General features: G+C 59.2%; 24 protein-coding genes and 1 tRNA gene. 22 read left to right on the top strand and 3 right to left on the bottom strand.

Annotated features, from left to right (window positions below; all coding sequences use genetic code 11):
• Positions 1–246: 246 nt before the first annotated feature.
• A complete protein-coding gene (locus LOY52_RS21685; RefSeq protein ID WP_258675932.1) occupies positions 247–1488 on the bottom strand; it encodes a tyrosine-type recombinase/integrase in 1242 nt (413 codons plus the stop codon).
• A 164-nt stretch (positions 1489–1652) separates the two neighbouring features.
• Positions 1653–1737, bottom strand: a tRNA-Leu gene (locus LOY52_RS21680).
• A 108-nt stretch (positions 1738–1845) separates the two neighbouring features.
• On the opposite strand from LOY52_RS21680, the gene queA reads away from it, so the two are divergent.
• The 6 genes from queA to LOY52_RS21650 all read left to right on the top strand — a co-directional run bounded on the left by queA (position 1846) and on the right by LOY52_RS21650 (position 7952).
• Positions 1846–2910, top strand: coding sequence for a tRNA preQ1(34) S-adenosylmethionine ribosyltransferase-isomerase QueA (gene queA, locus LOY52_RS21675; protein WP_007964414.1), 1065 nt, complete (start codon positions 1846–1848; stop codon positions 2908–2910).
• A 14-nt stretch (positions 2911–2924) separates the two neighbouring features.
• The gene (gene tgt / locus LOY52_RS21670) at positions 2925–4040 is read left to right on the top strand and encodes a tRNA guanosine(34) transglycosylase Tgt (protein ID WP_161794909.1); all 1116 of its coding nucleotides are present in this window, start codon (positions 2925–2927) and stop codon (positions 4038–4040) included.
• Between the two features lie 43 nt (positions 4041–4083).
• Positions 4084–4422: a preprotein translocase subunit YajC gene (yajC, locus tag LOY52_RS21665; protein WP_003227923.1), complete on the top strand. Its 339-nt coding sequence runs from the start codon at positions 4084–4086 to the stop codon at positions 4420–4422.
• A 64-nt stretch (positions 4423–4486) separates the two neighbouring features.
• Positions 4487–6358 (top strand): protein translocase subunit SecD, encoded by a 1872-nt coding sequence (gene secD, locus LOY52_RS21660; protein ID WP_258675931.1) that lies wholly within the window; start codon positions 4487–4489, stop codon positions 6356–6358.
• Between the two features lie 9 nt (positions 6359–6367).
• Entirely contained in the window at positions 6368–7282 is a 915-nt protein-coding gene (secF, locus tag LOY52_RS21655; protein WP_047599292.1) for a protein translocase subunit SecF, read from the top strand.
• Between the two features lie 121 nt (positions 7283–7403).
• The gene (locus tag LOY52_RS21650; RefSeq protein WP_027612139.1) at positions 7404–7952 is read left to right on the top strand and encodes a glycine zipper 2TM domain-containing protein; all 549 of its coding nucleotides are present in this window, start codon (positions 7404–7406) and stop codon (positions 7950–7952) included.
• A 218-nt stretch (positions 7953–8170) separates the two neighbouring features.
• Here LOY52_RS21650 and suhB read toward each other — a convergent pair whose 3' ends face one another.
• Positions 8171–8989, bottom strand: coding sequence for an inositol-phosphate phosphatase (gene suhB / locus LOY52_RS21645; protein WP_258675930.1), 819 nt, complete (start codon positions 8987–8989; stop codon positions 8171–8173).
• Between the two features lie 145 nt (positions 8990–9134).
• Here suhB and trmJ point away from each other — a divergent pair, with 145 nt between their 5' ends.
• The 16 genes from trmJ to hisS all read left to right on the top strand — a co-directional run bounded on the left by trmJ (position 9135) and on the right by hisS (position 22452).
• A complete protein-coding gene (trmJ, locus tag LOY52_RS21640) occupies positions 9135–9905 on the top strand; it encodes a tRNA (cytosine(32)/uridine(32)-2'-O)-methyltransferase TrmJ (protein WP_027612138.1) in 771 nt (256 codons plus the stop codon).
• A gap of 3 nt (positions 9906–9908) precedes the next feature.
• Complete coding sequence (cysE, locus tag LOY52_RS21635; RefSeq protein WP_007964422.1) at positions 9909–10685, top strand: serine O-acetyltransferase; 777 nt, start codon at positions 9909–9911, stop codon at positions 10683–10685.
• A 248-nt stretch (positions 10686–10933) separates the two neighbouring features.
• On the top strand, positions 10934–11425 hold the full coding sequence (gene iscR / locus LOY52_RS21630) for a Fe-S cluster assembly transcriptional regulator IscR (protein ID WP_007956690.1): 492 nt from the start codon (positions 10934–10936) through the stop codon (positions 11423–11425).
• A 50-nt stretch (positions 11426–11475) separates the two neighbouring features.
• Entirely contained in the window at positions 11476–12690 is a 1215-nt protein-coding gene (locus LOY52_RS21625) for an IscS subfamily cysteine desulfurase (RefSeq protein WP_007964423.1), read from the top strand.
• Between the two features lie 83 nt (positions 12691–12773).
• On the top strand, positions 12774–13160 hold the full coding sequence (gene iscU / locus LOY52_RS21620) for a Fe-S cluster assembly scaffold IscU (protein ID WP_003227907.1): 387 nt from the start codon (positions 12774–12776) through the stop codon (positions 13158–13160).
• Positions 13161–13188: 28 nt separating this feature from the next.
• Positions 13189–13512, top strand: coding sequence for an iron-sulfur cluster assembly protein IscA (gene iscA, locus LOY52_RS21615; protein ID WP_003227904.1), 324 nt, complete (start codon positions 13189–13191; stop codon positions 13510–13512).
• An 8-nt stretch (positions 13513–13520) separates the two neighbouring features.
• Complete coding sequence (gene hscB / locus LOY52_RS21610; protein ID WP_008084660.1) at positions 13521–14042, top strand: co-chaperone HscB; 522 nt, start codon at positions 13521–13523, stop codon at positions 14040–14042.
• A 51-nt stretch (positions 14043–14093) separates the two neighbouring features.
• Complete coding sequence (gene hscA, locus LOY52_RS21605; protein ID WP_258675929.1) at positions 14094–15959, top strand: Fe-S protein assembly chaperone HscA; 1866 nt, start codon at positions 14094–14096, stop codon at positions 15957–15959.
• Positions 15959–16300, top strand: coding sequence for an ISC system 2Fe-2S type ferredoxin (fdx, locus tag LOY52_RS21600; protein ID WP_007964424.1), 342 nt, complete (start codon positions 15959–15961; stop codon positions 16298–16300). The genes hscA and fdx overlap by 1 nt, the downstream gene beginning before the upstream one ends.
• 14 nt (positions 16301–16314) lie before the next feature.
• Entirely contained in the window at positions 16315–16515 is a 201-nt protein-coding gene (gene iscX / locus LOY52_RS21595) for a Fe-S cluster assembly protein IscX (RefSeq protein ID WP_003227895.1), read from the top strand.
• 87 nt (positions 16516–16602) lie between these two features.
• Positions 16603–17028, top strand: coding sequence for a nucleoside-diphosphate kinase (ndk, locus tag LOY52_RS21590; RefSeq protein ID WP_258675928.1), 426 nt, complete (start codon positions 16603–16605; stop codon positions 17026–17028).
• Positions 17029–17056: 28 nt separating this feature from the next.
• Complete coding sequence (rlmN, locus tag LOY52_RS21585) at positions 17057–18205, top strand: 23S rRNA (adenine(2503)-C(2))-methyltransferase RlmN (protein ID WP_003227893.1); 1149 nt, start codon at positions 17057–17059, stop codon at positions 18203–18205.
• A gap of 12 nt (positions 18206–18217) precedes the next feature.
• A complete protein-coding gene (gene pilW / locus LOY52_RS21580) occupies positions 18218–18976 on the top strand; it encodes a type IV pilus biogenesis/stability protein PilW (protein WP_007964430.1) in 759 nt (252 codons plus the stop codon).
• Positions 18976–20013: a RodZ family helix-turn-helix domain-containing protein gene (locus tag LOY52_RS21575; protein ID WP_258675927.1), complete on the top strand. Its 1038-nt coding sequence runs from the start codon at positions 18976–18978 to the stop codon at positions 20011–20013. The genes pilW and LOY52_RS21575 overlap by 1 nt, the downstream gene beginning before the upstream one ends.
• Positions 20014–20016: 3 nt before the next feature.
• Positions 20017–21126 carry a flavodoxin-dependent (E)-4-hydroxy-3-methylbut-2-enyl-diphosphate synthase gene (ispG, locus tag LOY52_RS21570; protein ID WP_007964434.1) on the top strand — a complete coding sequence of 370 codons (1110 nt, stop codon included), beginning with the start codon at positions 20017–20019 and terminating at the stop codon, positions 21124–21126.
• Between the two features lie 36 nt (positions 21127–21162).
• Positions 21163–22452 carry a histidine--tRNA ligase gene (gene hisS / locus LOY52_RS21565; RefSeq protein ID WP_258675926.1) on the top strand — a complete coding sequence of 430 codons (1290 nt, stop codon included), beginning with the start codon at positions 21163–21165 and terminating at the stop codon, positions 22450–22452.
• Positions 22453–22489: the final 37 nt, after the last annotated feature.

Genomic DNA, 22489 nt, shown 5'->3' with positions numbered 1-22489 from the left:
CGCCCTGCGAGCTGGAAGCGTAGCCAGCGGGCTTTGCGCTATGGCCAAGTGTGAGGGAGTGTCGGCCCGCAGAAGGCAAGGGGCCTGTTGTGGCGTTACACAATCGGTGTGCGTTACATCGAGTGTACGGAATGGCTTGCTGGAGTGTAACGGGGTTCAAAGCCAATGAATCCGGGTGTTTGGCGGGCATCGTTACACGAGTAACACTCGTAACATGGATTTTGGAGGTGGTATGGATAGGTGCATTCATACCGCTTTTCCAAATTGTCCCTTGGTCACCTGGTCGTTTGCCAACGCATCAAGGTGATCTGCATACCACTGCATCATCTTCACCCTGTGCTCTAGGTATTGAGCCTTGTTGTAAACCCCGGATATTCCCTCTTCTTTGTGAGCAAGCTGCGCTTCGACATGCTCTTTCGGCCAGCCGTGTTCTCTGAGCAAAGTGCTGGCGGTGTGACGAGTCCCATGCCCAACCAAGCGGCCTTTGTAACCAACCGTCGCGAAGACTTTATTGATTGTGTTTTCACTAATCGTTGGATTCTTCGCGCCCACTCCGGGGAAAAGCCAACGGCTGCGGCCAGTGAGGCAGTGAAGTTCTTTGAGAGCGGAAAGCGCTTGCTTAGGGAGTGGGCATACAAAGTCCCTGCGCATCTTCATCTTGGCGGCAGGCGTCGTCCATAACGCTTTATCGAGGTCGAACTCTTTCCATTCAGCTAACCGAACCATGCCCGGTCTAGATGCGGTCCAGATACAGAGCCATGCTGCAGTCCGGGCCGTCAGCCTGCTAGGAGTGTTTTTGAGTGCTTGGAGGAACTCTGCCAACTCAGGCTCAAGTAAATGGGGATGCTGCTGAGTCTTCGGAGCTTGAGCTGCAATATCTCGTAATCGACTGCCCGGATCGTTTTCCGTGAGGCCCAAACCGATGGCTCGCCCGAATATCTGATTGATCCAAGTGCGACACTTTTCCGCTACGTTGTGTGCGTCCCGGGCTTCGATGGATGCTTGGAGCTCCGCGCAGTCGGTACGGGTGATTTCGTCTAGAGGCTTATCTCCCAGTGCCGGGAGTATGTCTTTGTCGAGGTAGGTGCGGATTTTGTTGAGAGTGGAGGGTGCGAGACCCTTTTCCTCTTTTGCCTTCAGCCAGGCATCAGCGGCAGCTCGAAAGGTTCGGGTCTTGGCCGCATCGATAGCAGCTTTCGCGGATCGCTTTTGTTCAAGGGGGTCGACACCGCTACTCACTACTTTGCGTAGATCGGCAGCTTTGTCCCTTGCCAACGCGCCACTAACTTCCGGGTAACCCCCGAGCCCCATCCAAGCCCAATTGCCCGCCGGACGTTTGTAGCGGAGTTGCCAGGATTTACCACCATCAGGTTTAACCCTGAAGTAGAGGCCGTTTCCGTCCAGCTCCCTGTATTCCTTTGATTCCGGCTCCAATCCCGCAAGTGTCGTGTCAGCGAGAGGGCGGCGCTTGATGTCTGCGCGCTTCATCCTTGTATCCCAAAGTTCGGTATTTTTCTCAGGATACAAGCAGGGATACAGGGATACAACGGATAAGGGGAGACAGGGATAGACAGACAGGCACAAAAAAACCGGCCAAGTGGCCGGTTTCTCTGGGTCTGAGAGGCTGGTAGAGACTTTCAGATACTGCTATGTGGTGCCCCGAGGGAGACTCGAACTCCCACTCCTTTCGAAAACGGATTTTGAATCCGCCGCGTCTACCAATTCCGCCATCAGGGCTCAATGGCGGCGAAGTATAGAGAGGTGATTACCGTTGGTCAATCACGTTTCATGGTCAATTTTTGATAATTCCGCTAGACTTTCTGGCCCTGCTAGACGAACCCCATCATGCGCGTTGCTGACTTTACCTTCGAGCTCCCTGATTCGCTGATCGCCCGCCACCCTCTGGCCGAGCGTCGCGGTAGTCGCCTGCTGACCCTTGATGGGCCGAGCGGCGCCCTTGCACACCGTCAATTCACTGATTTGCTTGAGCATTTGCGCCCGGGCGATTTGATGGTATTCAACAATACCCGGGTGATTCCGGCGCGGCTGTTTGGGCAGAAAGCCTCGGGCGGCAAGCTGGAAATCCTCATCGAGCGCGTGCTCGATTCGCACCGCGTGCTGGCCCATGTGCGCTCAAGCAAGTCGCCGAAGCCGGGTTCGAAGATCCTTATCGACGGCGGTGGCGAAGCCGAGATGCTTGCGCGTCACGATGCGCTGTTCGAGCTGGGCTTCGCTGAAGAAGTGCTGCCGCTGCTCGATCGCGTCGGGCACATGCCGTTGCCTCCTTATATAGACCGCCCGGACGAAGGTTCGGATCGCGAGCGCTATCAGACCGTGTACGCCCAGCGTCTGGGGGCGGTGGCGGCGCCGACGGCGGGGCTGCATTTCGATCAGCCGCTGATGGAGGCGATTGCCGCCAAGGGCGTCGAGACCGCGTTCGTCACGCTGCACGTCGGTGCGGGGACGTTCCAGCCGGTGCGCGTCGACAAGATCGAAGATCACCACATGCACAGCGAGTGGCTGGAAGTCGGCCAGGATGTGGTCGACGCCGTTGCCGCGTGCCGTGAGCGCGGCGGGCGAGTGATTGCCGTGGGCACCACCAGCGTGCGTTCGCTGGAAAGTGCCGCGCGCGATGGCGTGCTCAAGCCGTTCAGTGGCGACACCGACATCTTTATCTACCCGGGCCGGCCGTTCCATGTGGTCGACGCCCTGGTCACCAACTTCCATTTGCCCGAATCCACGCTGTTGATGCTGGTTTCGGCGTTCGCCGGTTATCCCGAAACCATGGCCGCCTATAAAGCCGCCGTCGACAACGGCTACCGCTTTTTCAGCTACGGTGATGCGATGTTCATCACCCGTAATCCCGCCCCGACTGCCCCTGAACACACAGGCCCAGAGGAAACAGAATGAGTCGCGAATGTCGCATGTCCTTTGAACTGCTTGCCACCGATGGCAAGGCTCGTCGTGGTCGTCTGACCTTCCCGCGTGGCACCGTCGAGACCCCGGCGTTCATGCCGGTGGGCACCTACGGCACGGTCAAGGGCATGTTGCCGCGTGACATCGTCGCCACTGGCGCGGAAATCATTCTGGGCAACACCTTCCACCTGTGGCTGCGCCCGGGCACCGAGGTGATCAAGGAGCACGGCGACCTGCACGATTTCATGCAGTGGAAAGGCCCGATCCTCACCGACTCCGGTGGTTTCCAGGTGTTCAGCCTGGGCGCGATGCGCAAGATCAAGGAGGAGGGCGTGACCTTCGCCTCCCCGGTTGACGGCTCGAAAGTGTTCATGGGCCCGGAAGAGTCGATGCAGGTGCAGCGCGATCTGGGTTCCGACATCGTGATGATCTTCGACGAATGCACGCCGTACCCGGCTGACGAAGACGTCGCCCGCGTATCCATGGAGCTGTCGCTGCGTTGGGCTCAGCGCTCGAAAAACGCGCATGGCGACAACACCGCGGCGCTGTTCGGTATCGTTCAGGGCGGCATGCACCAGGATCTGCGCATGCGTTCGCTGGAAGGCCTCGACAAGATCGGCTTCGATGGCCTGGCCATTGGCGGTCTGTCGGTGGGCGAGCCGAAGCACGAGATGATCAAGGTGCTGGATTATCTGCCGGGCATGATGCCGGCTGACAAACCTCGTTACCTTATGGGCGTTGGCAAACCGGAAGATCTGGTTGAGGGTGTGCGCCGCGGTGTGGACATGTTCGATTGCGTGATGCCAACCCGTAATGCCCGCAATGGGCATCTGTTCATTGATACAGGCGTGCTGAAGATCCGTAACGCGTTCCATCGCCATGATGATTCGCCGCTGGATCCGACCTGCGATTGCTATACCTGCCAGAACTTCTCCCGCGCTTATCTGCATCACCTGGACAAGTGCGGCGAAATGCTCGGCAGCATGCTCAATACCATCCATAACTTGCGCCATTATCAGGTGCTGATGGCTGGTTTGCGCGAGGCTATTCAACAGGGTACATTGGCCGCCTTTGTCGATGCCTTCTACGCCAAACGCGGGCTCCCCGTTCCGCCTTTGGACTGAGTTTTCTGACCCCAAGATTCAACATTTGCAACTGGAGTGCTAAATGAGCTTTTTTATCTCTAACGCCATGGCTGACGCAGCTGCACCGGCTGCTGCAGGCCCAATGGGCGGCGGCTTCGAGTGGATTTTCCTGGTCGGCTTCCTGGTCATCTTCTACCTGATGATCTGGCGTCCACAGGCCAAGCGCGCCAAAGAGCAGAAGAACCTGCTGAGCAGCCTTGCGAAGGGTGACGAAGTGGTTACCACCGGCGGCATCGCCGGCAAGATCACCAAAGTGGCCGATGACTTCGTGGTTCTGGAAGTTTCCGACACCGTGGAAATGAAGTTCCAGAAGGGCGCCATCGCCGCCACGCTGCCAAAAGGCACGCTGAAAGCGATCTAAGGTTCCAACTTCTACTCAATCGACGGGGCGCGCAAGGCGCCCCGCGTTCATAACGGGCGGCGTGATGCTGAACAAATATCCTCTGTGGAAATACATTCTGATCCTGGCGGTGCTGGCGATCGGTCTGATTTATTCCGCTCCCAATCTATACCCCGATGACCCGGCCATTCAGATCAGCGGCGCCAGCACGGCACTGCAGGTCAATCAGGCCGATCTGGATCGCGTCAGCACCGCGCTGCGTGAGTCCGGAATCAACGTCAAGGCAGCCTCACTGGCCGCCAACGGCAAGGGCGGTCTGATCCGTCTGACCAAGGCTGAAGACCAGCTCCCGGCCAAGGACGTTGTGCGCAAGGCATTGGGTGATGACTACGTCGTCGCACTGAACCTGGCACAGACCACCCCGCAATGGCTGCGTAATCTGGGCGCGCACCCGATGAAGCTGGGTCTGGACTTGTCCGGTGGTGTGCACTTCCTGCTGGAAGTGGACATGGACAAAGCCCTCGACGCCCGCCTGAAAGTCTACGAAGGCGACGTCAAGAGCCTGCTGCGCAAAGAGAAGCTGCGCTATCGCAGCCTGCCGCAACTGGGCGGTGCCATTCAGTTGGGCTTCAGCGATGCTGACTCCCGCGAACAGGCTCGTGCGCTGATCCGCAAGAACTTCAACGATTTCGACATTGTTCCGGCCGACCTCAACGGTCAACCGGTGCTGCGTCTGGCGATGACCCCGGCCAAGCTGGCGGAAATCCGTGAATATTCCATCAAGCAGAACTTGACCACGGTACGTAACCGCGTCAACGAGCTGGGTGTTGCCGAACCGATCGTTCAGCGTCAGGGCGCCAACCGCATCGTGGTTGAGCTGCCGGGCGTGCAGGATACTGCCGAAGCCAAGCGTATTCTCGGCAAGACGGCCAACCTTGAGTTCCGTCTGGCTGCAGAGCCGGGTGCTTCGAAAGCCACTTCCGAAACTTTCGAGTTCCGTGAAGGCAAGCGTCCTCCTGCGCAGATCGAGCGTGGCCTGATCATCACCGGTGACCAGGTGACTGACGCCAAGGCCGGTTTTGATTCTCAGCACGGTACGCCTGAAGTGAACATCCGCCTGGATGGTCACGGTGGCGATCTGATGAACCGCGCGACCCGCAGCAACGTAGGTCGCAGCATGGCGGTGATCTTCATCGAACAGCGTCCAGTGACCAGCTACGTCAAGCAGGTTGTCGACGGCGTCGAGAAAGACGTGCCGGTCCAGACCTTCAAGGAAGAGAAGAAGATCATCAGCCTGGCGACCATTCAGTCGCCGCTCGGTGCGCAGTTCCGTATCACCGGCCTGAACGGCCAGGGCGAATCGTCCGAGCTGGCGCTGCTGCTGCGTGCCGGTGGTCTGGCCGCTCCGATGTACTTCGCTGAAGAGCGCACAATCGGTCCGAGCCTGGGTGCTGACAACATCACCAAAGGTATCGATGCATCGCTGTGGGGCATGCTGTTCGTCTCGCTGTTCATCATCGCGATCTACCGTTTCTTCGGCGTGATCGCCACGGTCGCACTGGCGGTGAACATGGTGCTGCTGCTGGCGCTGATGTCGCTGCTGGGTGCAACACTGACCTTGCCGGGTATCGCCGGTATCGTCTTGACCATGGGTATGGCGGTCGACGCCAACGTGCTGATCTTCTCGCGGATCCGTGAAGAGATCGCCGCCGGCATGACCGTGCAGCGTGCAATCAACGAAGGCTTCGGCCGGGCATTCACCGCGATTCTCGACGCCAACCTGACCACTCTGCTGGTCGGCGGCATCCTCTTCGCCATGGGCACCGGCCCGGTGAAGGGCTTCGCAGTGACCATGTCCCTCGGGATCTTTACCTCGATGTTCACGGCCATCATGGTGACCCGCGCAATGGTCAACCTGATCTTCGGCGGACGTGACTTCAAGAAGTTGTGGATTTAAGGGGCTGCCATGTTACGTACAATCAACTTCATGGGCGTTCGCAACTTTGCGTTCGGCGTCACTGTGTTTCTCACCGTTCTGGCCTTGTTCAGCGTTTTCCACAAGGGCATGAACTGGGGTCTGGACTTCACCGGCGGTACGCTCATCGAGCTGACCTACGAGCGTCCGGCTGACGTCACCAAAGTGCGCGAGCAACTGGTGACGTCCGGTTACCACGAAGCCATCGTGCAGAACTTCGGTGCGACCACCGACCTGCTGGTGCGCATGCCGGGTGAAGACCCGCAACTGGGCCATCAGGTAGCAGACGCGCTGCAGAAAGTCGGTGGCGACAACCCGGCGACGGTCAAACGTGTCGAGTTCGTCGGCCCGCAGGTCGGTGAAGAGCTGCGCGACCAGGGTGGTCTCGGCATGCTCCTGGCGCTCGGCGGCATCCTGATCTACCTGGCTTTTCGCTTTCAGTGGAAATTCGCGGTCGGCGCCATCGTTTCGCTGATTCACGACGTGATCGTGACTGTCGGTATCCTGTCGTTCTTCCAGATCACCTTCGATCTGACGGTGCTGGCGGCAGTACTGGCGATCATCGGTTACTCGCTGAACGACACCATCGTCGTGTTCGACCGGGTTCGTGAGAACTTCCGTGTGCTGCGCAAGGCTTCGCTGATCGAGAACATCAACATCTCGACCACCCAGACCTTGCTGCGGACCATGGCGACGTCGATCTCCACTTTGCTGGCGATCGCTGCGCTGCTGTTCTTCGGTGGCGACAACCTGTTCGGCTTCTCCATCGCCCTGTTCATCGGTGTTCTGGCGGGTACCTACTCGTCGATCTACATCGCGAACGTGGTACTGATCTGGCTGAACCTGAGCACCGAGGATCTGATTCCTCCGGCCAACACCGAGAAGGAAGTCGACGACCGTCCATAACGGCCATCGCTTCACCGGTTGTCAGCCCGAAAAAGGCGCGAGTTGAACTCGCGCCTTTTTTTATGCTCCAAGGCTGGGAGAAGCGCGGGCGCGTCCCGCATGTGATGGTCAGGAGGTTCATGTGAACAAGTCGTTGCTGGTTGGTGCGGTATTGGGTGCTGTCGGTGTGACTGCCGGGGGTGCTGTTGCCACCTACAGCCTGGTTAAAAGCGGCCCTGAGTATGCGCAAGTGCTGGCCGTAGAACCGGTCAAAACACAGATCAAGACTCCACGTGAAGTGTGCAAGGATGTTGCTGTAACCCGCCAGGCGCCGGTCAAGGATCAACACCAGATCCTAGGTACCGCGATTGGTGCGGTAGCGGGTGGTTTGCTGGGTAACCAGATCGGCGGCGGTACCGGCAAGAAGATTGCCACGGTCGCTGGCGCGGTCGGTGGCGGTTATGCCGGTAACAAGGTGCAGGAAGGCATGCAGAACCGCGATACCTACACCACCACTCAGACTCGCTGTAACACCGTGAATGACATCAGCGACAAGGTTGTCGGTTACGACGTGCGTTATTCGCTCGATGGTAAGGAAGGCAAAGTGCGGATGGATCGCGATCCGGGCAACCAGATTCCGGTCGACAAGGAAGGCAAGTTGATTCTGTCGCAGAATCAGCCAGCTCAATAACCGTCCGATCGTTTAATGAAGAAGCACCCTGCGGGGTGCTTTTTTGTGGCTTGCAGTTAAACCAATCCCCCTGTAGGAGCTGCCGAAGGCTGCGATCTTTTGATCTTGCTCTTAAAAAACAAAGTCAAAAGATCGCAGCCTTCGGCAGCTCCTACAGGGGGGGATTTTGGGCATAAAAAAAGCACCCCGAAGGGTGCTTTTTGCGTTTCGCGGGAAGCTTAGCGCTTCAGCGAAGCCGGCAGGTGCGGCTGGATCGCCGTCAGTACTGCCTTGAAGCATTTGGTGTTACCGGCAACGATGTGGCCTTTTTCAAGGAAATCGTGACCGCCGGTGAAGTCGCTCACCAGGCCGCCGGCTTCTTGAATAAGCAGGGCGCCTGCAGCCATGTCCCACTCGGACAGGCCCGATTCCCAGAATGCGTCGAAACGACCGGCAGCCACGTAGGCCAGGTCCAGGCTGGCGGAACCTGCGCGGCGGATGCCGGCAGTCTGGCCAACCAGGGCGCGGAACATGCCCAGGTAGTTGTCGAGGTTGTCCATCTGATCGTCGCGGAACGGGAAGCCGGTACCCAGCAGGGCGCCTTCGAGGCTGTTGCGACCGCTGACGCGCAGACGACGACCGTTCAGTTGAGCGCCGCGACCACGGCTGGCGGTGAATTCTTCCTGGCGAACCGGGTCCAGAACCACAGCGTGTTCCAGGCGACCACGGTATTTGCAGGCAATGCTGACAGCAAAGTGAGGAATGCCGCGCAGGAAGTTGGTGGTGCCGTCCAGTGGGTCGATGATCCACAGGTACTCTTCGCCTTCGATACCGTTACCGACGTGCATGCCGGTCTCTTCACCCTGGATCGAGTGATTCGGGTAAGCCTTGCGCAGAGCATCGATGATTTTCTGTTCGGCGGCGCGATCGACCTCGGATACATAATCCTTGGCGTCTTTTTCGTCGACCTTGATGGTATCCAGGCGCTCGATGGAGCGGAAGATCAGTTCACTGGCGCTGCGGGCGGCGCGCAGCGCGATATTCAGCATGGGCTGCATGGATGTGTCACCTAAGGTTGTTAAAGAAAGCCGCGCATTCTATCAGAACTTTTCTTCAGGTGAAGGTCGCTGTTCGCTTTCATAGCTTAACGGTAGGCTGTTCTGTAAGATTTGCACCCCTTTCCTGTGTCCGAGAGCGCCTCCCTTGCTGCAGAACATTCGTGTCGTCCTGGTCAATACCAGCCACCCCGGCAATATCGGCGGGGCCGCGCGCGCCATGAAAAACATGGGTCTGTCGCGGCTGGTGCTGGTCGAGCCGCGCCTGTTTCCGCATCACGAAGCCGATGCGCGAGCTTCCGGTGCCGGGGATATCCTTGAAAACGCACAAGTCGTCGCCACCCTGGAAGACGCTTTGGTCGGCTGCAATCTGGTGCTCGGCACCAGCGCCCGTGACCGCCGCATTCCCTGGCCGCTGCTCGATCCGCGCGAATGCGGGAGCAAAGTGGTCGAGGAGGCGGGGCAGGGCGCGCAAATCGCTTTGGTATTCGGTCGTGAAGACTCCGGCCTGACCAACGAGGAGCTACAGCGATGTCACTTTCACGTGCACATCCCCTCCGATCCTGAGTTCAGCTCGCTGAACCTCGGGGCGGCGGTGCAGGTGTTGAGCTACGAAGTGCGCATGGCCTGGCTGGCCGCTCAAGGGCAGCCGACCAAGATCGAGAAAGAAGAAGTGGCCTCGGTGAAAAGCGCCGAGCTCGCGACCATGGATGAGCTGGAGCGCTTTTATGAGCATCTGGAGCAGACGCTGGTCGCCATCGAATTTCTTGATCCGGAAAAGCCACGGCACTTGATGGCGCGCTTGCGCCGGTTGTACGGACGCAGCTCGGTCAGCCGGGCGGAAATGAATATTTTGCGTGGCATCCTCACGGAAACCCAAAAAGCGGCCCGTGGTGAGCTTCTTAAGCGGAAGGACTGAATGATGTTTGAGCGTTTGCGTGAAGATATCCAGAGCGTATTCCATCGAGATCCGGCGGCGCGGAACGCTTTTGAAGTTCTGACCTGCTACCCCGGTATGCATGCGATCTGGATTCACCGGCTGGCCGGGATGCTCTGGCGCAACGAGCTGAAATGGCTGGCGCGGCTGGTGTCGAACTTCGGTCGCTGGCTGACCGGGATCGAGATTCATCCGGGTGCCAAGGTCGGTCGGCGTTTCTTCATCGATCACGGCATGGGCATCGTCATTGGTGAAACCGCCGAGATCGGTGATGACGTGACCATTTACCAGGGCGTGACCCTTGGTGGCACCAGCTGGAACAAAGGCAAGCGCCACCCGACGCTGGGTGATGGCGTGGTGGTTGGTGCTGGCGCCAAAGTGCTTGGGCCGTTCACGGTAGGGGCTGGCGCGAAAGTCGGCTCCAACGCCGTAGTGACCAAGGAAGTGCCGCCGGGCGCTACAGTAGTGGGGATTCCGGGGCGGATCATCGTCAAGTCCGATGAAGAGCAGGACGCCAAGCGCAAGGCGATGGCCGAGAAGATCGGTTTCGATGCCTATGGGGTCAGCGAAGACATGCCTGACCCGGTGGCTCGCGCCATCGGTCAGTTGCTCGATCACCTGCAAGCGGTGGACGGGCGGCTGGAGGGGATGTGCGGCGCGCTGAAGGATCTGGGCAGTAATTACTGTGCGAAAGATCTGCCTGAGCTGCGCGAAGAAGACTTCGCCTGCGTCAAAGGCAAAGACGAATCCAAAGCCGGCTGACAAGCTTTTGTAGGAGCTGCCGCAGGCTGCGATCTTTTGATCTTTTTCAAGGCAAAATCAAAAGATCGCAGCCTGCGGCAGCTCCTACACAGGCATGCGGCAACCGGTGTGCCATTAAGCCGCAGACCCTGCTATGATGCGCGCGCTCTTTTGCGGGTAAACCCGACTAAAGCACTAGGTCTTATAGTTGACTTAAATGCTCGGGAATTGCATACTCCCGCCCATTCCGAACTCCGTGGTAATTGTCCATGCGACTGACTACAAAAGGCCGATACGCCGTGACCGCCATGCTTGACCTGGCGTTGCACGCGCAGCACGGGCCGGTGTCCCTGGCCGATATCTCCGAGCGCCAAGGCATCTCCCTGTCCTATCTCGAACAGCTTTTCGCCAAGCTGCGCCGCAGTAACCTGGTTTCCAGTGTTCGCGGTCCAGGCGGTGGCTACCAGCTGTCCCGCGACATGCAGGGCATCCAGGTGGCTCAGGTGATCGATGCGGTCAACGAATCGGTCGATGCTACAAAGTGCCAGGGCCAGGGCGATTGCCATTCTGGCGACACCTGCCTGACTCATCACCTGTGGTGCGATCTGAGCCTGCAGATTCACGAATTTCTCAGCGGTATCAGCTTGGCCGACCTCGTAACTCGCCGTGAGGTGCAGGAAGTGGCCCAGCGTCAGGATCAGCGTCGTTGCAATGGCAAGGCGCCGCGCCTGGACAAGATTGAAGCGTCCGCCGTCGAATGACAGCCAAAGAGCTAGCGGCACGCCAGCCAGCCTGATTTAGGAGATAGTCCATGAAATTGCCGATTTACCTTGATTACTCTGCGACCACCCCGGTCGATCCGCGCGTTGCGCAAAAGATGAGTGAATGCCTGCTGGTCGACGGAAACTTCGGTAACCCGGCGTCCCGTTCCCACGTGTTCGGCTGGAAAGCTGAAGAGTCCGTCGAAAACGCCCGTCGTCAGGTGGCCGATCTGGTCAACGCCGACCCGCGCGAAATCGTCTGGACGTCCGGCGCCACCGAATCCGACAACCTGGCGATCAAAGGTGCGGCGCATTTCTATGGCTCCAAGGGCAAGCACCTGATCACCAGCAAGATCGAACACAAGGCTGTCCTCGATACCATGCGCCAACTGGAGCGTGAAGGTTTCGAAGTGACCTACCTCGAGCCGACTGAAGACGGTCTGATCACTCCGGCGATGATCGAAGCGGCACTGCGCGAAGACACTATCCTGGTGTCGGTGATGCACGTGAACAACGAAATCGGCACCATCAACGACATCGCTGCCATCGGCGAACTGACCCGCTCCAAGGGCGTTCTGCTGCATGTTGACGCGGCTCAGTCCACCGGCAAGGTCGACATCGACCTGCAGAAGCTGAAAGTCGACATGATGTCGTTCTCCGCCCACAAAACCTACGGCCCTAAAGGCATCGGCGCGCTGTACGTCAGCCGCAAGCCGCGTGTGCGCATCGAAGCGACCATGCACGGCGGCGGTCACGAACGCGGCATGCGTTCCGGCACGCTGGCGACCCACCAGATCGTCGGCATGGGCGAAGCGTTCCGTGTAGCCAAGGAAGACATGGCTGCCGAAAACGTGCGCATCAAAGCCCTGAGCGACCGCTTCTACAAGCAGGTCGAGCACCTGGAAGAGCTGTACGTCAACGGCAGCCTGACCGCCCGCGTTCCGCACAACCTGAACCTGAGCTTCAACTACGTTGAAGGCGAGTCGCTGATCATGGCGCTCAAGGATCTGGCGGTATCGTCCGGTTCGGCCTGCACCTCGGCGTCCCTGGAGCCTTCGTACGTACTGCGCGCCCTGGGCCGCAACGACGAACTGGCGCACAGCTCGATCCGTTTCACCTTCGGCCGTTTCACTACCGAAGAAGAAATCGACTACGCCGCGCAGAAAGTCTGCGAGGCCGTTACCAAGCTGCGCGCTCTGTCGCCGCTGTGGGACATGTACAAAGACGGTGTCGACATTTCGAAAATCGAGTGGGCGGCACACTGATTTCAAGTCGCCGCGAACCGGCCCTGCGACTCCAGGTTGCAGGGCTTAAAGAGCGACTCTCTGATGAGTGAGGATTAAGCACCATGGCTTACAGCGAAAAGGTCATCGACCACTACGAAAACCCGCGCAACGTCGGCAAGATGAATGCGGAAGACCCGGATGTCGGCACTGGCATGGTCGGCGCCCCGGCGTGCGGCGACGTGATGCGTCTGCAGATCAAGGTCAACGATCAGGGCGTTATCGAAGACGCCAAGTTCAAGACCTACGGCTGCGGTTCGGCAATCGCTTCCAGCTCCCTGGCCACCGAGTGGATGAAGGGCAAGACGCTGGACGAAGCCGAGACCATCAAGAACACTCAGCTGGCCGAAGAACTGGCTCTGCCGCCAGTGAAAATCCACTGCTCGGTACTCGCTGAAGACGCTATCAAAGCGGCTGTTCGCGACTACAAGCAGAAGAAAGGCTTGATCTAAGCATTGCGCGACGAGTAAGGAGTCAACGATGGCTATCAGCATGACAGAAGCGGCTGCTCGACACGTGCGACGCTCCCTCGACGGGCGCGGCAAAGGTGAAGGGATTCGTCTGGGTGTTCGCACCACAGGCTGTTCCGGCCTTGCCTACGTGCTGGAGTTTGTCGACGAGGTGGTTGCCGAGGATCAGGTGTTCGAAAGTCACGGCGAGAAAGTGATCATCGACCCGAAAAGCCTGGCCTACCTGGACGGCACCGAGCTCGATTTCGTCAAGGAAGGGTTGAACGAAGGCTTCAAGTTCAACAATCCCAACGTACGCGGTGAATGTGGCTGCGGCGAAAGCTTCAACATCTGAGGCTTGTCGTGGGTATTCCTTGTCATTTCGCTTTATTCGAGCTGCAGCCGAGCTTTCGCCTGGATCTCGAGCAGTTGGCCACGCGCTACCGTGAGTTGGCGCGTGGCGTTCATCCTGACCGCTTTGCCGACGCATCCGAGCGCGAGCAGCGTTCGGCGCTCGAGCAGTCTGCGCGGCTCAACGACGCGTACCAGACGCTCAAGAGTCCGGCCCAGCGTGCACGCTACCTGCTGACCATCAGCGGGCATGAAGTGCCGATGGAAGTCACGGTCCATGATCCTGAGTTTCTTCTGCAGCAGATGCAATGGCGCGAAGAGCTCGAAGACCTTCAGGACAGTGCCGACCTCGACGGTGTCGCGGTATTCAAGCGGCGCCTGAAAGTGGCTCAGGAAGAACTCAACGAAAGCTTCGCAGCCTGTTGGGATGATGCAGCGCAACGCGAACAGGCCGAACGCCTGATGCGGCGCATGCAGTTCCTCGACAAGCTCACCTACGAAGTGCGCCAGTTAGAAGAGCGCCTCGACGATTAACCCAGTGCCGCTCCGGTCGCACGCCTGATATACAGATAAGTCCTGATCACGATGGCCCTACTGCAGATCGCCGAACCCGGCCAAAGTCCTCAACCGCACCAGCGTCGTCTGGCTGTGGGGATCGACTTGGGCACTACCAATTCGCTGGTTGCTGCGTTGCGCAGTGGTCTTTCCGAACCACTGGCCGACGCTGACGGGCAGGTCATCCTGCCGTCCGCCGTGCGTTATCACGCCGACCGCGTCGAGGTTGGCGAGTCGGCCAAACTGGCCGCGTCCTCCGATCCCTTGAACACTGTGCTGTCGGTCAAGCGCCTGATGGGTCGTGGCCTGTCCGACGTCAAGCAATTGGGCGAGCAACTGCCATACCGCTTCGTCGGTGGCGAATCGCACATGCCGTTCATCGACACCGTGCAAGGCCCGAAAAGCCCGGTCGAAGTCTCCGCCGATATCCTCAAGGTCCTGCGTCAGCGTGCTGAAGCGACCCTGGGCGGCGAGTTGGTCGGTGCGGTGATCACCGTTCCGGCGTATTTCGACGATGCTCAGCGCCAGGCCACCAAGGATGCGGCGAAACTCGCCGGTCTGAATGTACTGCGTTTGCTCAACGAGCCGACCGCTGCCGCCGTGGCGTATGGTCTTGATCAGCACGCCGAAGGTCTGGTCGCAATTTACGACTTGGGCGGCGGTACGTTCGATATTTCGATTCTGCGTCTGACTGGCGGTGTTTTCGAAGTGCTCGCCACGGGCGGCGACAGCGCGCTGGGCGGGGATGACTTCGATCACGCGATTGCCGGCTGGATCATTGAGAGCGCCGGCCTGTCCGCTGATCTCGATCCGGGCGCACAACGCAATCTGCTGCAAACCGCCTGCGCGGCAAAAGAAGCCCTGACCGATGCTGCCAGCGTCGAAGTTGCCTACGGTGACTGGAAAGCGCAGCTGACCCGCGAATCCTTCGATGCGCTGATCGAGCCAATGGTCGCGCGCAGCCTGAAAGCCTGCCGTCGCGCCGTGCGTGATTCCGGTATTGAGTTGGAAGAGGTGCATGCCGTGGTCATGGTCGGCGGTTCGACCCGCGTCCCGCGTGTACGTGAAGCCGTTGCCGAAGCCTTCGGTCGTCAGCCATTGACGGAAATCGACCCGGATCAAGTGGTGGCCATCGGGGCCGCGATCCAGGCGGATACGCTGGCTGGCAACAAGCGTGATGGCGGCGAACTGCTGCTGCTCGATGTGATTCCACTGTCCCTGGGGCTGGAAACCATGGGCGGGCTGATGGAAAAGGTGATTCCGCGCAACACCACCATCCCGGTCGCCCGTGCGCAGGACTTCACTACTTATAAAGACGGCCAGTCGGCCATGGCGATCCACGTGTTGCAGGGCGAGCGCGAGCTGATCAGCGACTGCCGCTCCCTGGCGCGCTTCGAATTGCGCGGCATTCCGGCGATGGTGGCTGGTGCGGCGAAGATTCGCGTGACCTTCCAGGTCGATGCCGACGGTCTGCTCAGCGTGTCTGCCCGTGAACTGGGTTCGGGCGTCGAGGCGAGCATTCAGGTCAAGCCGTCCTACGGCCTGACCGACGGTGAAATCGCCAAGATGCTCAAGGACTCGTTCCAGCACGCCAATGATGACAAGGTCGCCCGCGTTCTGCGTGAGCAGCAAGTCGATGCCCAGCGCCTGATCGAAGCGGTGCAGGGCGCTCTGGAGGCCGATGGCGAGCGTTTGCTCGACGCCGAAGAGCGCATGGTCATCGAGTTGCAGATGCAGGAACTGGCCGAACTGATGAAAGGCACCGATGGTTACGCCATCGAGCAGCAGACCAAGCGTCTGTCGCAAGTGACCGATGCTTTTGCTGCCCGCCGCATGGATCTGACGGTGAAAGCCGCTCTGTCGGGGCGCAACCTGAATGAAATCGAGGATATCTGATGCCGCAGGTCATTTTTCTGCCCCACGAGAAGTTCTGCCCTGAAGGCATGGTTGTCGAGGCCGAACCCGGCACTTCGATTCTCGAGCTTGCTCACGAACACCACATCGAGATGGAAAGCGCCTGTGGCGGCGTCTGCGCCTGCACCACTTGTCACTGCATCATCCGCGAGGGTTTCGACTCGCTGGAAGAGGCTGACGAGTTGGAAGAAGACTTCCTCGATCGCGCCTGGGGTCTGGAGGCGCAATCGCGTCTGGCCTGTCAGGCAATCGTTGGTGAAGAAGACATCACCGTCGAGATTCCGAAATATTCGCTTAACCATGCGGCCGAAGCGCCGCACTGACTGGTAAGACTGTCATGAGCTACGGTTGGAATGATGTTCAACGCATTGCAGAAGAATTGGCCGAGACCCATGAGGGACTCGATCCGTACTCTGTAGGTTTCGTCCGTCTGCAGCATATGATCGAGGAACTGCCTGACTTCGATAAGACTTCTGGCCGCGTTGGCGAGAAGGTGTTGGAAAGGGTTCAGGAGCTTTGGGCCGCAGAATTGGACTGATCGTCTCGCAGGTTAGGCAATACCCAAGAACCCGCGTATAATTCGCGGGTTTAATTTTTCGCAAATTACTGTTTCTGGAGTTACACCATGGCTGTTCAACGTACTTTCTCCATCATCAAGCCTGACGCTGTTGCAAAAAACGTCATCGGCGAGATCACCACTCGTTTCGAAAAAGCAGGCCTGCGCGTTGTAGCTTCGAAACTGAAGCAGCTGTCCAAAGCCGAAGCTGAAGGCTTTTACGCTGAGCACAAAGAGCGCGGTTTCTTCGGCGACCTGGTTGCTTTCATGATCTCCGGTCCTGTTGTTGTTCAGGTTCTGGAAGGCGAAAACGCTATCGCTCGCAACCGTGAGCTGATGGGCGCTACCAACCCTAAAGAAGCTGCTGCCGGTACCATCCGTGCTGACTTCGCTGAGTCGATCGACGCCAACGCCGTTCACGGTTCGGACTCCGAAGCCGCTGCTGCTCGCGAAATCTCGTACTTCTTCGCAGCTACTGAAGTAACCACTCGCTAAGCATTGCTTGAAGAGTGAAGGTGAATCCATGACTACATCGACTGTTAAAACAAACCTGCTGGGTCTGACCCAGCCGGAAATGGAAAAATTCTTCGACTCAATCGGGGAGAAGCGTTTCCGTGCCGGTCAGGTAATGAAATGGATTCACCACTTTGGCGTCGATGATTTCGACGCCATGACGAACGTCAGCAAGGCCTTGCGCGACAAGCTCAAGGCTATTGCTGAAGTCCGTGGTCCCGAAGTGGTCAGCGAGGACATTTCCAGCGACGGCACCCGTAAGTGGGTGGTGCGCGTGGCGTCCGGCAGCTGTGTCGAGACCGTCTACATTCCTCAGGGCAAACGCGGCACTCTGTGCGTTTCGTCCCAGGCAGGCTGTGCCCTGGACTGCAGTTTCTGCTCCACCGGCAAGCAAGGCTTCAACAGCAACCTGACCGCCGCCGAAGTCATCGGTCAGGTGTGGATTGCCAACAAATCCTTCGGCAGTGTTCCCGCCACCATCGACCGCGCCATCACCAACGTGGTGATGATGGGCATGGGCGAACCGCTGCTGAACTTCGACAACGTCGTGGCCGCCATGCATCTAATGATGGATGACCTGGGCTACGGGATCTCCAAGCGCCGCGTGACCCTGTCCACTTCGGGCGTGGTGCCGATGATCGATGAGCTGGCCAAGCACATCGACGTCTCCCTGGCGTTGTCCCTGCACGCACCGAATGACGCATTGCGTAACCAATTGGTGCCGATCAACAAGAAATATCCGCTTAAGATGCTGCTCGAGTCGTGCCAGCGCTACATGTCCGCCCTGGGCGAGAAACGTGTGCTGACCATCGAGTACACCTTGCTCAAGGACGTCAACGACAAGCTTGAGCACGCCGTGGAAATGATCGAGCTGCTCAAAGACATTCCGTGCAAGATCAACCTGATTCCGTTCAACCCCTTCCCGCATTCCGGTTACGAGCGGCCGAGCAACAACGCCATTCGTCGGTTCCAGGATCAGTTGCATCAGGCCGGCTTTAACGTCACTGTCCGCACCACCCGTGGTGAAGACATCGACGCCGCATGTGGTCAATTGGTAGGGCAGGTGCTGGATCGCACCCGTCGCAGTGAACGTTACATCGCCGTGCGCGAGTTGAGCGCCGACAGCGATCTGGCACAGAACGCCGCGAACACTAACTAAGAGAGGATCTCTATGTCCCTGCGCTTTGCGCTGCTGTTGCTGATGGCCAGCCTGTGTGCTGGTTGTGTCCTGTCGGGTGACTACAACCCGATGAAGACCAGCAAGGGCCGCGACGAAGCGCGTGCCGCCTACGTGCAGCTGGGACTGGGATACTTGCAGCAAGGGATGACCGAGCGCGCCAAGGTGCCGCTGAAGAAGGCGCTGGAGCTGGACGGTTCCGATCCTGATGCCAACGCTGCCCTCGGCCTGGTGTTCCAGGCCGAAATGGAGCCGAAGCTGGCCGACGAACATTTCCGCAAAGCCCTGTCTTCGCGTCCCACCGATGCACGAATCCTCAATAACTACGGCAGTTTTCTCTACGAAGAACAGCGTTACAAGGAAGCCTACGAGCGTTTTGAGCAGGCCGCCGCCGATACCCTGTATCCTGAGCGTTCGCGAGTCTTCGAGAACCTCGGCATGACCGCCTCGAAACTCGGGCAACGGGATCTGGCGCAGCAGCAACTGGAAAAAGCCCTGCGGCTGAACCGTCAACAACCGCGCGCTTTGCTGGAAATGGCTGAGTTGTCCTTCGAAGACAGGCATTATGTGCCCGCGCGTGACTATTACGACCGTTTCAGCCTGCTAACCGAGCAAAATGCACGTAGTCTATTGCTCGGCGTTCGGCTGGCAAAAGTGTTTGAAGATCGCGACAAGGCCGCCAGTTATGGCCTGCAATTAAAACGACTCTATCCCGGTACGCCGGAATATCAGCAATACCTGTCGGAGCAATGATGAAAGCGGCGCATCCCGAAGTTGTAGCAGCGACTCGCGTTAATCCCGGTGAGACTTTGCGCCAGGCCCGCGAAAGCAATGGCTGGTCGCTGGCCGAAGTGGCCCTCAAGCTCAACCTCACCGTGACTTCCCTGAGCAATCTTGAAGCTGGCGCTTTCGACAAGCTGCCGGGGCATACCTTCGCTCGCGGTTACATTCGCGCTTATGCCAAATTGCTCGGGATGGATCAGACTGTTCTGGTTCAGCAATTCGACCAGTCCACCGGCACCGACTCACAGGGCAGCAACGTGCATGCGCTGGGTCGTATCGAAGAGCCGGTGCGGGTTTCACACACTATTTTGCGTATTGTCAGCCTGCTGTTGCTGGTCGCGGTCATCGGCGGCGGTTTCGTCTGGTGGCAGGATCAGACCTCGCAGCGCAGCAAGGACGTGACCAGCCTGGCCCCGGAGCACGTTGAAGTCGAAGGCGCCGACGGCACCACGCAGATTCACCCGATCGACGAGCCGGAAGACCAGGCCGTTGCCGAAGGTCAGGCCGAAGGCGCAACCGCGCTGGCCCTCCCGCAATCGGAAACCACCGCTGAATCGACCGGTGCCGAGCCGGTTGCTCCGACAACCGCACCAGCTGCCCCGGCTGCAGCCATGCCAGCCGCACCGGTTCATACACCGGCTCCGGTTGTGGCTGCCCCGGCGACTCCGGCACCGAATGCCCCGGCCACACCAGCGCCGACTGTCACCGCACCAGTGGTCGCGGCTACCCCTGCGCCGACCGCAGACGCAGCTGTCCCAGCGGCCGGCGATGGCCAGGTGCAACTGCAGTTCACCGCCGATTGCTGGGCACAGGTCACCGATGGTCGCGGCAAAGTACTGTTCAGCGGTCTGAAACATAAAGGCGACAGCGTTTCGGTTTCCGGCAAGCCGCCACTGGCGGTACGCCTGGGTGTGGCTCGCGCCGCACAGGTCAGCTACAACGGCCAACCGGTCGATATCGCTCCGTTCACCAGTGGCGAGACTGCTCGCCTGAAGTTGGGTCAATAAGTCATGCACGGCGAATCTCCAATCAAACGTCGCGTTTCGCGCAAGATCTGGGTCGGTAACGTACCTGTTGGCGGCGATGCGCCTATCGCTGTGCAGAGCATGACCAACAGCGACACCAATGATGTGGCTGCCACCGTCGCCCAGATCAATCGTCTGGAAGCGGCCGGCGTCGACATCGTCCGTGTTTCGGTACCGGACATGGACGCCGCCGAGGCGTTCGGCAGGATCAAGCAACTGGTCAAGGTGCCGCTGGTTGCCGACATCCACTTCGACTACAAGATCGCTCTGCGCGTCGCCGAACTGGGTGTGGACTGCCTGCGCATCAACCCGGGCAACATCGGTCGTGAAGACCGGGTGCGAGCCGTGGTCGATGCCGCCCGTGATCGCGGGATTCCGATCCGTATCGGCGTCAACGCCGGCTCGCTGGAAAAAGACCTGCAGAAGAAATACGGCGAACCGACCCCGGCCGCACTGGTCGAGTCCGCGCTGCGTCACGTCGAGCACCTCGAACGCCTGAATTTCCAGGACTTCAAGGTCAGCGTGAAAGCCTCCGACGTGTTCATGGCCGTCGAAGCCTACCGTCTGCTGGCGAAAGAAATCGTCCAGCCGCTGCACCTCGGCATCACTGAAGCCGGTGGATTGCGTTCGGGCACAGTGAAATCCGCCGTAGGCCTAGGTATGCTGCTCGCCGAGGGTATTGGCGATACTATCCGCATCTCGCTGGCGGCCGATCCGGTCGAGGAAGTGAAGGTCGGTTACGACATTCTCAAGTCTTTGCATCTGCGTTCCCGTGGCATCAACTTCATCGCCTGCCCGAGCTGCTCGCGGCAGAACTTCGATGTGGTCAAGACCATGAACGAGCTGGAAGGGCGCCTTGAAGACCTGCTGGTGCCGCTGGATGTCGCGGTGATCGGTTGCGTGGTCAACGGCCCCGGCGAAGCCAAGGAAGCCCATATCGGCTTGACCGGCGGCACGCCAAACCTGATTTACATCGACGGCAAGCCGTCGCAGAAACTGACGAATGACAATCTGGTGGACGAGCTGGAAAAGCTGATCCGCGAGAAAGCGGCCGAGAAGGTCGAAGCTGACGCAGCGGTCATCGCGCGCGGCTGAGCCTGACTGAAAGCCGAACGAATTTAAGGATTTAAAGTGAGCAAGTCTCTGCAAGCCATTCGTGGCATGAACGACATCCTGCCCGAACAGACCCCGCTGTGGCGTTATTTCGAGGGCACTGTCGCGCGTCTGCTGGATAACTACGGTTACAAGCAGATCCGCATGCCGATCGTCGAATTCACCGAGCTGTTCAAGCGCTCGATCGGTGAAGTGACCGACATCGTCGAAAAAGAGATGTACACCTTCGAAGATCGCAACGGCGACTCCCTGACCCTGCGTCCGGAAGGCACCGCGGCGTGCGTGCGTGCAGTGCTCGAGCACGGCATCACCGGCGGTGGCCAAGTGCAGAAACTCTGGTACATCGGCCCGATGTTCCGCCACGAGCGTCCGCAGAAAGGCCGTTATCGCCAGTTCCACCAGATCGGTCTGGAGGTATTCAACCTCGACGGTCCGGACATCGACGCCGAGCTGATCATCATGACCTGGCGCCTGTGGGGCGAGCTGGGCATCCGTGATGCGGTCAAGCTCGAACTCAACAGCCTGGGCACCAGCGAATCCCGCGGTCGCTATCGTGAAGCGCTGGTCGAGTACCTCTCGGCGCACCACGACAAGCTCGACGAAGACAGCCAGCGTCGCCTGAAAAGCAACCCGCTGCGTGTGCTCGACACCAAAAATGCCGACACTCAGGCGGTACTGGTCGATGCGCCGAAGATGGCCGACTACCTGGACGACGAATCCCGTGCGCACTTCGAAGGTCTGAAGGCGCGTCTGGACGCGGTTGGCATCCCGTACGTGCTTAACCCGAAACTGGTGCGCGGCCTCGATTACTACAGCAAAACCGTATTCGAATGGGTCACCGACAAGCTCGGCGCCCAGGGCACTGTCTGCGCGGGCGGTCGTTACGACGGTCTGGTCGAGCAGATGGGCGGCAAGCCGACTACCGGCGTGGGTTTCGCCATGGGCATCGAGCGTCTGGTGTTGATGCTCGAAACCCTGGAGCAGATCCCGGAAGAAATCTCCCGTCAGGTCGACGTGTACCTCTGCGCCTTTGGCGAGCAGGCCGAACTGGCCGGTCTGGCCCTGGCCGAGCGTGTACGTGACCAGCTTCCAAACCTGCGTCTGCAAGTCAATGCCGGCGCCGGCAGCTTCAAAAGCCAGTTCAAGAAAGCCGACAAGAGCGGTGCGCTGTACGCACTGATCCTCGGTGACGACGAAATGGCCCAGCAAGTGGTAGGTTTCAAACCCCTGCGTGGCCAGGGCGAACAACAAAGCATTGCCTGGGATGCGCTCGCCGCTCACCTGGCCACCTGCGTCGTGCAGGGTTGAAGCTGTCTAAACAGCCGATTTAGCGATTAAGGAGTAT

The sequence above is a fragment of the Pseudomonas sp. B21-051 genome, assembly GCF_024748795.1.
In the GTDB taxonomy this organism is placed as follows: Bacteria; Pseudomonadota; Gammaproteobacteria; order Pseudomonadales; family Pseudomonadaceae; genus Aquipseudomonas; species Aquipseudomonas putida_A.
The sequence above is the reverse complement of the archived record's forward strand: the minus strand, read 5'-3'. Positions and strand labels throughout refer to the sequence as shown.